Raw genomic sequence first — 12020 nt, 5'->3', positions numbered from 1 at the left:
GAGGCGGCGCCCGGCGGCGCGTGGACGCGCGCGCCGGCGGCCGGTCCCCGCCGCGGACCGGCCCCGCCGGGGCAGTCCGAAGGGCCCGCGCCCCGGTGCGGGGTGCGGGCCCTTCGGACCGTGCAGAACGTTCAGGCGGTGACGCGAACCATGTCGGCCTGCGGGCCCTTCTGACCCTGCGAGATCTCGAACTCGACCCGCTGGCCCTCTTCCAGGGTGCGGTAGCCGTCCATCTGAATGGCGCTGTAATGGACGAAGACGTCCGCACCACCGTCGACCGCGATGAAGCCGTAGCCCTTCTCCGCGTTGAACCACTTGACGGTGCCCTGAGCCATGCCCAACTCCCCTATTACTGGCCCTTGCACAGATCCGCACTTCGCGAACCCGGGTCAGACCTCGCCCCCCAAGGTTCGGGGGCGTGCGCCGGAACGCGTCGACCGCGGCTGAATGTATCTGTCCAACTGCCCTCCGCAACAGGTCAGTCGGACGAGAATTCTTGAAGAGTCCGGTCCGGAATGTGGCGCAAATTCCGGTGAATTCAGGGCAAGTCGGGCTACAGAAAAGCCACAAAGGCCGCGTAAAACCCACACATATTGACCACTCCCCATCGGGGCGCGCGGCATGTTTCCGAGGCTCCCGGCAGACGGTCCGAGACCGCGTTCCCCGATTCTACCGTCTTCAATCCCATAAAATTGCCCCCTCCGTTTCTCTCCCGGAGGGGGCGGTCGGCAGAACGGCCGGTAATCGGAGTTACCGAAGGTAATGATCGGTCATTCGGTCAGCCGGTCAGCCGCCGGCGACGGCCGGAATGATGGAGACGCCGGCGCCGTCGGGGGTGGCGGTCCGCAGGCCCTGCTCGAAGCGCACGTCGTCGTCGTTGACGTAGACGTTGACGAAACGGCGCAGCTTGCCCTGGTCGTCCAGCACCCGGGCGGCGATGCCGGTGTGGTTCTTCTCCAGGTCCTCGATGACCTCCGCCAGGGTCGCGCCGTCGGCGGTGACCTCGGCCCGGCCACCGGTGTAGGTGCGCAGGATGGTGGGGATGCGAACGGTCACGCTCATGCGAGGCCAGCCTCTCGGAAGGAGTCCAGGTTCGGGCGGATGGTGGCGGTGAGGCCGGTGCCGGCCACCGCGTCGAGGGTCTTGAGGCCGTCACCGGTGTTGAGGACGACCGTGGTGAGCGACGGGTCCAGCACGCCGTCCTCGATCAGCTTGCGGGTCACGCCCACGGTCACGCCGCCGGCCGTCTCGGCGAAGATGCCCTCGGTGCGGGCGAGCAGCTTGATCGCGTCGACGATCTGCCCGTCCGTCACGTCCTCCACCGCGCCGCCCGTGCGGCGCGCGATGTCCAGCACGTACGGCCCGTCGGCCGGGTTGCCGATGGCGAGGGACTTGGCGATGGTGTCCGGCTTCTGCGGGCGGACCACGTCGTGCCCGGCCTTGAAGGCCGCCGACACCGGCGAGCAGCCCTCGGCCTGCGCCCCGAAGATCCTGTACGGCCGGTCCTCGACCAGTCCCAGCCCGACCAGCTCCCGCAGACCCTTGTCGATCTTCGTGAGCTGGGAGCCGGAGGCGATCGGGACGACGATCTGGTCCGGCAGCCGCCAGCCGAGCTGCTCGCAGATCTCGTACGCCAGGGTCTTGGACCCCTCCGCGTAGTACGGCCGCAGGTTGACGTTGACGAAGCCCCAGCCCTCGCCGGCCGGGTCGCCGATCAGCTCGGAGCAGAAGCGGTTCACGTCGTCGTAGTTGCCCTCGATGCCGACCAGCTCGCCGCCGTAGACGGCGGCCATGACGACCTTGCCCTGCTCCAGGTCGTGCGGGATGAACACGCAGGAACGCAGGCCGGCCCGGGCGGCGGCGGCACCGACCGCGCCGGCCAGGTTGCCGGTCGAGGAGCAGGACAGGGTGGTGAAGCCGAAGGCGCGCGCGGCCTCCAGGGCCTGGGCGACGACCCGGTCCTTGAAGGAGTGCGTCGGGTTGCCGGAGTCGTCCTTCACGTACAGCCCGCCGGTCACGCCCAGCTCGCGGGCGAGGTTGTCGGCCTTGACGAGCTTGGTCCAGCCGGGGTTGATGTTCGGCCTGTCGGCCACGTCGGCCGGGACCGGCAGCAGCGGCGCGTACCGCCAGATGTTCGCGGGGCCCGCCTCGATGCGCGCGCGCAGCCCTTCGGCGTCGTAGGCGGAGAAGTCGTAGGCGATCTCCAGCGGGCCGAAACACTCCTCGCAGGCGAACACCGGGCCGAGCGGCACCCGGTGGCCGCACTCGCGGCAGCTCAGGGCGGCGGCGGGGCCGAGGTCGACGGTGGTGGTGCTGGTGCTTGCAACGGTCTGCACAGCCATGGAGGCGAGGCCCTTTCTCCTCATCTTCCTCGCGACGCACCTCGCCGCGAGACGGAATTGGCACCTTCCCGAGCCGGGAGCCTCGCTTCAGAAGACGAGTACCGACCGGAGGGTTGCCGGGGCTTCACCGGGCCGTGTCCCTCTGCCCCTCTGGATGAGCTGTATGTGGTTGTGAACGCCCGTGCCCCCCGACATGCGATGGTCACCGGCGTTGTCCAAGACTGTAACCGAAGGCCAGGAGAGTTGAGATAGTCGTCCGAACCGCGAGATGGATCACACGGCCCCCGCGGGGGGCCACGTGATCATGACAGTGAGGAGCCGCAGACCGTGCTGCAAGAAGTCGAGCGCTGGCTGGCCACCCGCTCCTGGTCCGTGGCCGACCGCCCGCTGCACCGGATCCTGGCCGCCAAGCAGCGCACCGGGCAGTCCGTCTCCGTCGTCCTGCCCGCGCTCAACGAGGAGGGGACGGTCGGCGACATCGTCGCCGTCATCCGCCACGACCTCATGCGGCAGGTCCCGCTGGTCGACGAGCTCGTCGTCGTCGACTCCGGGTCCACCGACCGCACCTTCGAGGTCGCCGCCGCCGCCGGGGCGCGGGTCGTCCACCGCGACGCCGTCCTGCCCCGCATACCCGCCCTCCCCGGCAAGGGCGAGGTGCTCTGGCGCTCGCTGCTGGTCACCGGCGGGGACATCGTCTGCTTCATCGACGCCGACCTGAAGGAGTTCTCCTCCGACTTCGTCTCCGGGATCGTCGGCCCGCTGCTCACCGACCCGGACGTGGACCTGGTCAAGGGCATGTACGACCGCCCGCTCGGCGGCGCGGCCGGCCAGGGCGGCCGGGTCACCGAACTGATGGCCCGCCCGCTGCTGAACATGCACTGGCCGCAACTGGCCGGCTTCGTGCAGCCGCTGGGCGGCGAGTACGCGGCCCGCCGCTCCCTGCTGGAGCGGCTGCCGTTCCCGGTGGGCTACGGCGTGGAGCTGGGCATGCTGGTGGACGCGCTGCACCTGGTGGGGCTCGACGCGCTGGCCCAGGTGGACGTGGGGGTGCGCAAGCACCGGCACCAGGACGGGCAGGCGCTCGGCCGGATGGCGGCGGCCATCTACCGCACCGCCCAGCTGCGGCTGGCCCGCGGGCACCTCATCCGCCCGGCCCTGACCCAGTTCGAGCGGGGCGAGGACGGTTTCGAACCGCGCACCCACTCCGTGGACACCGAGGAGCGGCCGCCGATGGCGGAGATCGCGGAGTACGCGGCGCGCCGGGTGGCGTGAGGCGGACGGAAACGGCGGCGTACGGCACCCTTCCGGAGCGGACCGTACGTTTGAGTGTTTCCGGGCCGGGCTAGGTTGAGGTCTATGGCTTCCACGCACGCTGCTGAGGTGCTGGTCGCGTCCAACCGCGGCCCGGTTTCGTACGAGCTCCAGGAGGACGGCTCGCTGCACGCCAAACGCGGCGGCGGCGGACTGGTCTCCGGGCTGTCGGCCATCGGGCCGGACACGGACGCGGTCTGGGTGTGCGCCGCGCTCGGCGACGGCGACCGCGCGGCCGTCCGGCGCGCCGGGGGCGGCCTGCTGCCGGCCGAGGAGACCGGCGGGCAGCGGGTGCGGATGCTCGACGTCGACGCGGCCGTGCACGCCGACGCCTACAACGGCATCGCCAACTCGGTGCTCTGGTTCGTCCACCACCTGCTGTACCAGACCCCGCTGGAGCCGGTCTTCGACGCGGAGTTCCGCCGCCAGTGGGCGTCGTACCGGGCCTACAACCAGGCGTTCGCCGAGGCGCTGGCCGAGGAGGCCGCCGAGGGGGCGGCGGTGCTCATCCAGGACTACCACCTGGCCCTCGCCCCCCGGATGCTCCGCCGGCTCCGCCCCGACCTGCGCATCGGCCACTTCTCGCACACCCCGTGGGCCCCGCCGGACTACTTCCGGCTGCTGCCCGACGACATCGCGGCCGAGCTGCTGACCGGTGTCCTGGGCGCGGACCGGGCGGCGTTCCTGACCCGCCGGTGGGCGGACGCCTTCACGGCGTGCTGCCACGCGGTGCTCGGCCCGGGCACCCCCTCGGGCACCCGGATCGGGGTGCACGGGCTGGGTGCGGACGCGGACTTCCTGCGGGAGCGGGCGCACCGGCCGGACGTGGACGAGCGGATGGCCGCGCTCCGGGAGGAGATCGGCGAGGGCCGCCGCACGATCGTCCGGGTGGACCGCACCGAACTGTCCAAGAACATCGTGCGGGGGCTGCTGGCCTACCGGGAGCTGCTGGACACCCGCCCCGAGTGGCGCGAACGGGTGGTGCACGTGGCGTTCGCCTACCCCTCCCGGCAGGACCTCGCGGTGTACCGCGACTACACGGCCGAGGTGCAGCGGGTGGCGCAGGAGATCAACTCCGCGTACGGCACGCCCGGCTGGACGCCGGTGGTGCTGCACGTCAAGGACGACTTCGCGCGCTCCCTGGCCGCCTACCGGCTCGCGGACGTGGCTCTGGTCAACCCGATCCGGGACGGCATGAACCTGGTCGCCAAGGAGGTGCCGGTCCTCTCCGACGGGAGCTGCGTCCTGGTGCTGTCGCGGGAGGCGGGGGCGTACGAGGAGCTGGGCGAGGACGCGATCGCGGTGAACCCGTACGACGTCACGGGTACGGCCGAGGCGCTGCACGAGGCGCTGACCCTGCCGGAGGCCGAGCGCGCGGAACGCTGCAAGAGGCTGGCCGCGGCGGCCACCTCCCTGCCCCCGGCCCAGTGGTTCCTGGACCAGCTGCACGCCCTGACCGAACAGCCCGGCTGACCGAACAGCCCGGCTGACCGGCGTCCCCGGCGGTCCTCCGGGCCTTCCCCGGCTGACCGCCGCCGCCCGGGCCCGCCGCGGACCGCGGCGGGCCCCTTCCTCACCCGCCGGACGTGCCGACGGCCGCCGCCAGCGCGGAGAGCAGGTGGACGACTCCCCCGGGGCCGTCGACCACCAGGTCGGCGCGTTCGGACAGTTCCGGGGCCTCCGCGCTGCCGCTGCAGACCAACAGGCCCGGGATGCCGTCGGAGCGGAGTTTCTCCACGGCCGCGAAGGCCGGGAGGTCACCGAGGTCGTCGCCGGCGTAGAGGACGCACCCGGCGCCGGTGGCGCGGACGTGGTCGAGCAGGGCGACGCCCTTGTCCATGCCCGGCGGGCGCAGTTCCAGGACCAGGCGGCCCGGTTCGACGATCAGGCCGTGCCGGGTGGCGAGGTTGGCGAGGGGGACGCGCAGGGCCTCGAAGGCGGCCTGCGGGTCCTCGGCGCGGCGGGTGTGGACCGCCACGGCCCGCCCCTTCTCCTCGATCCACGTGCCCCGCGCGGCGCCGGCGCGCTCCAGCAGGTCCGGCAGCCCGGCGCGGACGGCGGCCACCCCGGGGTGCGGGGCGGGGGCGCTGACCGTGCCGGTGACGGCGTCCCAGCGTTCGGCGCCGTAGTGGCCGAGGACCACCAGGTGCTCCAGTCCGGGCACGCCCGCGAAGCCGCCGTTGCGCACCGCGACCGCGGCGGGCCGACCGGTGATCACGGCGACCGAGGACACCCGCGGGGCGAGGGCGGCGAGCGCGGGGACGGCGCCGGGGTGGGCGCGGGCCTGCTCGGGGTCGGCGACGATCGGGGCGAGCGTGCCGTCGAAGTCGAGTCCGACCACGGCGCCGCGGGGTCCGGCGAGCAGTGCCCGCAGTCCGTCCCGACCGGCCTTGGTCTCCGGGTTCGGCAGAGAGTCCATACAGCGACACTATCCAGTGCGGGACGGCTCACGCCTGGGAGCGCGCACCGGCGCCCGGCGCCTCAGCGCTCCGCCCGCCGTGCCTCGCGCACCCGGCGCAGCCGGTTCACCGTCACCGGGTCCAGCGCGAGCGCCCGCGCGTCGTCCAGCAGGGCGTTGAGGAGTTGGTAGTAGCGGACCGGGGCCAGTCCCAGCTCCTCGCGTATCGCCCGTTCCTTCGCGCCGGGGCCGGGAAAGCCCCGGCGCTCCAGGGCGAGGATGGCCTCTTCGCGGCTGCCCAGTTCCATGGGGACCACCGTAACGCCGGGCACCGACAACCGGCTCAGCCCCCGGCGGCCGCGGTGCTGTCCGCGGCCGCGGCCGCCGCCTGGAGGCGGGTCAGGACGGCGGACGGGCTGTTGCCCGGGGCGACGGCGTCGCCGATCTCCTTCTTCACGGCCGCGCTGACCGCCGCCCAGGTGCTCTTGCCGACGGGGTACATCTCGGAGGTGGGCAGTTGGCGGAGGAAGGGCCGCAGGCTCTTGTCCGGTTCGGTGTCCGATGTGCTCATGGCGAAGGAGGCGGAGGCGGTGACCGGCAGCAGCCCGTACCTGCGGCAGAAGCCGAGGACGTTCTTCTTCGCGTACACGTAGTTGAGGAAGTCGCCGATCTGCTCGGCGTGCCCGTTCTGCCGGAAGCCCGTGATCCAGTCGGTGACGCCCAGCGGCACCCCGGCCCCACCGGTACGGCCCGGCACGGGGACCATGCCGAACTTCACGCCCTTCTTCGCGGCCTGCTGCGCCAGCGCGGGGTGCCCGTCGAGCATGCCGACCCTGCCGTCGGCGAAGGCGGCGAAGGCGTCCGCGCGGTTGAGCCTGCCCGGGGCGACCGGACCGGTCAGGCCCTTGTCGACCAGCTCGTCCTTGAGCCAGGTGAAGGTCCGCACGTTCTGGTCGGAGTCGATGGTGTAGGAGCCGATGTCGTCGGTGTAGTCGCCGCCACCGCCCAGCAGCCACTGCATGGTCTCGGCCTGCGCCTCCTCGGGGCCGAGCGGCAGCGCGTACGGGTACGGCACGCCCTCGGCCTTGAGCGCGGCGGCGTCGGCGGCCAGCTCGGCCCAGTCGGTGGGCGGGGTGATGCCGGCCTCGGCGAACAGGGTCTTGTTGTAGAAGAGGACCCGGGTGGAGGCGGCGAACGGGATGCCGTACTGCGTGTGGTTCCACTGGCCGGCTTCGGCGAGCTGCTCGACGAAGTCCGCCTGGGTGCGGATGGGGAGCAGGTCGGAGGCCGGGTACAGCTCGCCCGCCGCCGCGTAGTCGGCGTAGGTGTCCGTCTGCGCCAGGTCGGGGGCGTGACCGGCGTCGACCATCTCCTCGACCTCGCGGTCGACGTCCTTCCAGGGGTAGACGCTGACCTGGACCCGCACGCCGGGGTGCTCGGCCTCGTACGCCCCGACCAGGGCGTCCCAGTACTTCTTGGAGCTGTTCGCCGGTAAGTCGCCGTAGTCGGCGGCGACCAGTTTGAGCGTCACGCCGGAGGACGCCGTGCTCCCACAGCCCCCGAGCACCGCCGTCATGCCCAGCGCGGACACCACCGCGATCGTTCCTGCTCCCTTACGACTGCGCCGATCCACGGTCAAGTCCCAATCCTGCCTGCGAGCGTTCAACATACGGACGAGTAAGGTCTACACCACATGAGTGGACTAGACCTTTTTCGGGTGTGGGGGCCACACTGGGTCCGTGAGACATGTCATCGCCCTGGACGTGGGCGGTACCGGTATGAAGGCCGCCCTCGTCGGGGACGACGGCGCGCTGCTGCACCGCGCCCGCCGGGCTACCGGCCGCGAACGCGGACCCGGCGCGGTGGTGGAGGGCATCCTCGACTTCGCCGCCGAACTGCGCGCCCACGGCGTGGAGCACTACGGCGAACCGGCCGCCGCGGCCGGCGTCGCGGTCCCCGGCATCGTCGACGAGGAGCACGGCACCGCCGTCTACGCGGCCAACCTCGGCTGGCGGGACGTCCCCCTGCGCGCCCTGCTCGCCGAACGGCTCGGCGTCCCCGTCGCCCTCGGCCACGACGTGCGCACCGGCGGGCTCGCCGAGGGGCGGATCGGCGCGGGCAGGGGCGCCGACCGGTTCCTGTTCGTGCCGCTCGGCACCGGGATCGCCGGCGCCATCGGCCTGGACGGGCGGGTGGAGGCGGGCGCGCACGGCTTCGCGGGCGAGATCGGCCACGTCGTCGTGCGGCCCGGCGGGATCCCGTGCCCCTGCGGGCAGCGCGGCTGCCTGGAGCGGTACGCCTCCGCGTCCGCCGTCGGCGAGGCGTGGGCAGCGGCCCGCGGGGACGTGCGGGCGGACGCGGCCGGCTGCGCCCGGGCCGCGTCCGCCGGCGACCCGGACGCCGTGCGGGTGTGGCGGGAGGCGGTGGACGCGCTCGCCGACGGGCTGATCACCGCGCTCACCCTGCTGGACCCGCGCACGCTGATCATCGGTGGCGGACTGGCCGAAGCGGGGGAAGTGCTGTTCCGGCCCCTGCGGGACGCCGTCCGGCAACGGGTCACCTTCCAGAAGACGCCCACCATCGTCCCCGCCGCCCTCGGCGACACCGCCGGCTGCCTGGGCGCGGGGCTGCTCGCGCGCGACCTGCTGACGACCACCCCTACGACCGCGGAGGTAAGCACCTGATGGCCAACGAGCGGGACACCGCCCCGGCGGGAACACGGGCGACCGCCCGGCCGGCCACGAACGAGCCGCAGGTGCTCACCGGTGCGAGGGTGGTCCTCCCCACCGGTACGGTGCAGGACGGCCGCGTGATCGTCGAGGGCGCGCGGATCGCGGCCACCGCCCCCGAGAACGCCCGCGTCACCGACGTGAGCGGCCACTGGCTGATCCCCGGCTTCGTGGACATCCACAACCACGGCGGCGGCGGAGCCTCCTTCTCCGGTACGGCCGACGACGTGTTGACCGCCCTGCGCACGCACCGCCTGCACGGCACCACCACCCTGGTCGCCTCCACCGTCACCGACGAGATGGACCTGCTGGTCAGGCAGGCCGGGCTGCTGAGCGAGCTGGCCGAGCAGGGCGACATCGCGGGCATCCACTTCGAGGGCCCGTTCATCTCGCCGTGCCGCAAGGGAGCCCACTCCGAGGCGCTGCTGCGCGACCCGGACCCGGCCGAGGTCCGCAAGTTGATCGACGCGGCGCGCGGCCGGGCGAAGATGGTCACCCTCGCCACCGAGCTGCCGGGCGGCATCGACTCCGTGCGGCTGCTCGCGGAGCACGGCGTGATCGCCGCGGTCGGGCACACGGACGCCGGCTACGAGCAGACGGTCGAGGCCATCGACGCGGGCGCCACGGTCGCCACCCACCTCTTCAACGCCATGCCCGCCCTCGGCCACCGCTCCCCCGGCCCCGTCGCCGCCCTGCTGGAGGACGAGCGGGTCACCGTCGAGCTGATCAACGACGGCACGCACCTGCACCCGGCCGCCCTCCAGTTGGCGTTCCACCACGCGGGCCCCTCCCGGGTGGCGTTCATCACGGACGCGATGGACGCGGCCGGCAGCGGCGACGGCCGCTACATGCTCGGCCCGCTGGAGGTCGAGGTCAGCGAGGGCGTGGCCCGCCTGGTGGACGGCGGCTCGATCGCGGGCTCCACGCTCACCCTGGACCGCGCCTTCAAGCGGGCGGTGACCGTCGACGGGCTGCCCGTGGAACACGCGGTCGCCGCCCTGTGCGCCAACCCGGCCCGCCTGCTCGGCCTCGCCGACCGCGTCGGCTCGCTGGAGCCCGGCAGGGACGCCGACCTGCTCCTGCTGGACGACGCCTTCGACCTCAAGGGCGTGATGCGGCGGGGCGAATGGGTGCTCCCGCCCCGACTGCCCTGATCCGTACCCGCCCTTCGGGGCACGGCGGTCGGTCCCGCACTGGGCCGGCCGCCGTGTCTTTGGCATGATCGGGGCGCCGGACCGATGGCGACGGACTGCGAGGGGAGGTCGGCCCGGGTGATCCTGACGGTCACGCTGAACACCGCTCTGGACATCACCTACCACGTGCGGTCCCTGCGCCCGCACACCGCGCACCGCGTCTCGGACGTCGCGGAGCGGCCGGGCGGCAAGGGCGTGAACGTGGCCCGGGTGCTGGCCGCCCTCGGACACGAGGTGACGGTCACCGGGTTCGCGGGCGGGGCCACCGGGCGCGCGGTGCGCGACCGGCTCGCGGACACCCCGGGGGTGACGGAGGCGCTGGTGCCGATCGCGGGGGCGACCCGGCGCACGATCGCCGTCGTGGACGAACGCTCCGGCGACACGACCCGGCTGGACGAGCCGGGTCCGCAGATCGCCCCGGCGGAATGGTCGGCCCTCCAGGACCGCTACGACGACCTGCTGGCCACGGCCGCGGCGGTGGCCCTGTGCGGCAGCCTGCCGCCGGGCGTGCCGGTCGGGGCGTACACGGGCCTGATACGCGCCGCCCGGGCGCGCGGCGTCCCGGTCCTGCTGGACACCGGCGGCGAGCCGCTGCGCCGCGGGGTCGCGGCCCGCCCCGACGTCATCAAGCCCAACGCCGACGAACTCGCCGAACTCACCGGCTCCCACGAGCCGTCGCGCGCCACGCAGGACGCCCGTCGCCGCGGCGCCCACGCGGTGGTCGCCTCCCTGGGCCCGCAGGGCCTGCTCGCCGCGACCCCGGAGGGCCGCTGGCGCGCAGCCCCGCCCGCCCGCTTCCACGGCAGTCCGGCCGGCGCGGGCGACTCGGCGGTCGCGGGCCTGCTGTCGGGGCTCGTGGACCGCCTGCCCTGGCCGGAGCGGCTGGCCCGCGCGGTCGCGCTCTCGGCGGCGACCGTACGGGCACCCGCGGCGGGCGAGTTCGACCGCGCGGACTACGAGGAGCTGCTGGCCCGCGTCACGGTGACCGGCACGGCCTGAGCCCCTGGGGGCCTCCCGTCCGGACCGGGCCGGGCTCACCTAGTCCGGACCGGACCGGACCGATCCGGACTAGGCCCTAGGACGACCGGTCGACCTGGCCCTTCTTCAGCCACAACTGGTCCAGCAGGACGTCGCACTTGTCGCCGGGCTGGCAGGAGATCGAGATGGTGTTGTGGCCCTTGGCCAGGGTCGGGTACGCGTAGGTCTCCGTCCAGGCCTCGGCCGGGTCGGACTTGTGCGTGAAGTTGGAGAGGTTGAACTTGCTGCCGAAGGCCTTGCCGTTGACCGTGATGGTCATCGACTGGTCCTCGCCGGCGTTGCTGTACCGCGCGAACAGGGTGTAGGTGCCGTCCTCGGGGATGCCGTCGACCGTCCAGGTGACCGAGGCGCCGACCTGGTTCAGTCCGCCCACGTAGGCGCCCCCGGCACCCTGGGCGCCGCCGACGTCCGACGCCGTGGCGGCACCGCCGGAGAGCTGGACGCCCTTGTCGGCGGCGTCGGTCCTGGGCAGCTCCCCGGTCGCGGCGCCACTGCTCGTCGGGTTCGGGTCGCTGCTCTGCGACTGGGTCGGGGTGGCGTCGGTCCGGTCGCCGGAGGTGTCGTCGTCCGAGTTGCCGTTGATCATCGCGACACCGATGCCGATGACGACGGCGGCGACCACGGCGATGGCGCCGATCAGCAGGCCCTTGGTGTTCGGGCCGCGCCGGCCGCCCGCGCCGCCCCCGCCGGGCGGCATGGGGGACCGGGTGGTGGGGGCGCCGCCGGGCAGCGTCTCCGGGGCCTGGTAGTAGGCGTTCGGCTGGCCGTGGGTGCCCTGCTGCTGCGGGACGGACGGCTGGCCGTACGGTGCCTGCTGCGGGCCGCCGTACTGGCGCTCACCCACCGTGCGCACCCTGCTGACCGCGTTCGGGTAGCCGTACCCCCCGGACGGCGGCTGGGCCCCTCTGGCCTGGCCGTCGGCGTACAGGTAACCGAACGGGTCGTCGTCCTCGGGCGTGCTCGCGCCGTTGTCGCCGGGCGTCATCCCTTGGGTACTCCTCAACAGGTG

The 12020-nt window shown here is 73.3% G+C and carries 12 protein-coding genes and 1 riboswitch; of the genes, 5 read left to right on the top strand and 7 right to left on the bottom strand.

The window, feature by feature from the left end; genetic code table 11:
• Nucleotides 1-131 precede the first annotated feature (131 nt).
• From QQY24_RS17660 to thrC, 3 genes are all read right to left on the bottom strand, one after another.
• Nucleotides 132-335 (bottom strand): cold-shock protein, encoded by a 204-nt coding sequence (locus QQY24_RS17660; protein WP_004986573.1) that lies wholly within the window; start codon nucleotides 333-335, stop codon nucleotides 132-134.
• A 451-nt stretch (nucleotides 336-786) separates the two neighbouring features.
• Nucleotides 787-1062, bottom strand: coding sequence for a MoaD/ThiS family protein (locus tag QQY24_RS17655; RefSeq protein ID WP_301973653.1), 276 nt, complete (start codon nucleotides 1060-1062; stop codon nucleotides 787-789).
• On the bottom strand, nucleotides 1059-2342 hold the full coding sequence (gene thrC / locus QQY24_RS17650; RefSeq protein WP_301973652.1) for a threonine synthase: 1284 nt from the start codon (nucleotides 2340-2342) through the stop codon (nucleotides 1059-1061). The genes QQY24_RS17655 and thrC overlap by 4 nt, the downstream gene beginning before the upstream one ends.
• A 17-nt stretch (nucleotides 2343-2359) precedes the next feature.
• A riboswitch (SAM riboswitch) is annotated at nucleotides 2360-2503 on the bottom strand.
• A 166-nt stretch (nucleotides 2504-2669) separates the two neighbouring features.
• Here thrC and QQY24_RS17645 point away from each other — a divergent pair.
• Together QQY24_RS17645 and QQY24_RS17640 are read left to right on the top strand one after the other, a co-directional pair.
• Nucleotides 2670-3614, top strand: a complete 945-nt coding sequence (locus tag QQY24_RS17645) for a glucosyl-3-phosphoglycerate synthase (RefSeq protein ID WP_301973651.1) — start codon at nucleotides 2670-2672, stop codon at nucleotides 3612-3614.
• Between the two features lie 84 nt (nucleotides 3615-3698).
• A complete protein-coding gene (locus tag QQY24_RS17640; RefSeq protein WP_301973650.1) occupies nucleotides 3699-5126 on the top strand; it encodes a trehalose-6-phosphate synthase in 1428 nt (475 codons plus the stop codon).
• A gap of 100 nt (nucleotides 5127-5226) precedes the next feature.
• Here QQY24_RS17640 and otsB read toward each other — a convergent pair whose 3' ends face one another.
• The 3 genes from otsB to QQY24_RS17625 all read right to left on the bottom strand — a co-directional run bounded on the left by otsB (nucleotide 5227) and on the right by QQY24_RS17625 (nucleotide 7645).
• Nucleotides 5227-6072: a trehalose-phosphatase gene (gene otsB / locus QQY24_RS17635; protein ID WP_301973649.1), complete on the bottom strand. Its 846-nt coding sequence runs from the start codon at nucleotides 6070-6072 to the stop codon at nucleotides 5227-5229.
• 62 nt (nucleotides 6073-6134) lie between these two features.
• Nucleotides 6135-6359: a DUF3263 domain-containing protein gene (locus QQY24_RS17630; RefSeq protein WP_301973648.1), complete on the bottom strand. Its 225-nt coding sequence runs from the start codon at nucleotides 6357-6359 to the stop codon at nucleotides 6135-6137.
• A 35-nt stretch (nucleotides 6360-6394) separates the two neighbouring features.
• Nucleotides 6395-7645, bottom strand: coding sequence for an extracellular solute-binding protein (locus QQY24_RS17625; protein WP_301973647.1), 1251 nt, complete (start codon nucleotides 7643-7645; stop codon nucleotides 6395-6397).
• A 145-nt stretch (nucleotides 7646-7790) separates the two neighbouring features.
• Between QQY24_RS17625 and QQY24_RS17620 the strand changes: the two genes are divergently transcribed.
• The 3 genes from QQY24_RS17620 to QQY24_RS17610 all read left to right on the top strand — a co-directional run bounded on the left by QQY24_RS17620 (nucleotide 7791) and on the right by QQY24_RS17610 (nucleotide 10972).
• The gene (locus QQY24_RS17620; RefSeq protein WP_301973646.1) at nucleotides 7791-8735 is read left to right on the top strand and encodes an ROK family protein; all 945 of its coding nucleotides are present in this window, start codon (nucleotides 7791-7793) and stop codon (nucleotides 8733-8735) included.
• A 71-nt stretch (nucleotides 8736-8806) separates the two neighbouring features.
• Nucleotides 8807-9934 carry an N-acetylglucosamine-6-phosphate deacetylase gene (gene nagA / locus QQY24_RS17615; RefSeq protein ID WP_301976273.1) on the top strand — a complete coding sequence of 376 codons (1128 nt, stop codon included), beginning with the start codon at nucleotides 8807-8809 and terminating at the stop codon, nucleotides 9932-9934.
• A 117-nt stretch (nucleotides 9935-10051) separates the two neighbouring features.
• The gene (locus tag QQY24_RS17610; RefSeq protein ID WP_301973645.1) at nucleotides 10052-10972 is read left to right on the top strand and encodes a 1-phosphofructokinase family hexose kinase; all 921 of its coding nucleotides are present in this window, start codon (nucleotides 10052-10054) and stop codon (nucleotides 10970-10972) included.
• Between the two features lie 76 nt (nucleotides 10973-11048).
• Here QQY24_RS17610 and QQY24_RS17605 read toward each other — a convergent pair whose 3' ends face one another.
• Nucleotides 11049-11996, bottom strand: a complete 948-nt coding sequence (locus QQY24_RS17605) for a carbohydrate-binding protein (RefSeq protein ID WP_301973644.1) — start codon at nucleotides 11994-11996, stop codon at nucleotides 11049-11051.
• Nucleotides 11997-12020: the final 24 nt, after the last annotated feature.

This window comes from Streptomyces sp. TG1A-8, assembly GCF_030499535.1.
Classification (GTDB): Bacteria; Actinomycetota; Actinomycetes; order Streptomycetales; family Streptomycetaceae; genus Streptomyces.
The sequence above is the reverse complement of the archived record's forward strand: the minus strand, read 5'-3'. Positions and strand labels throughout refer to the sequence as shown.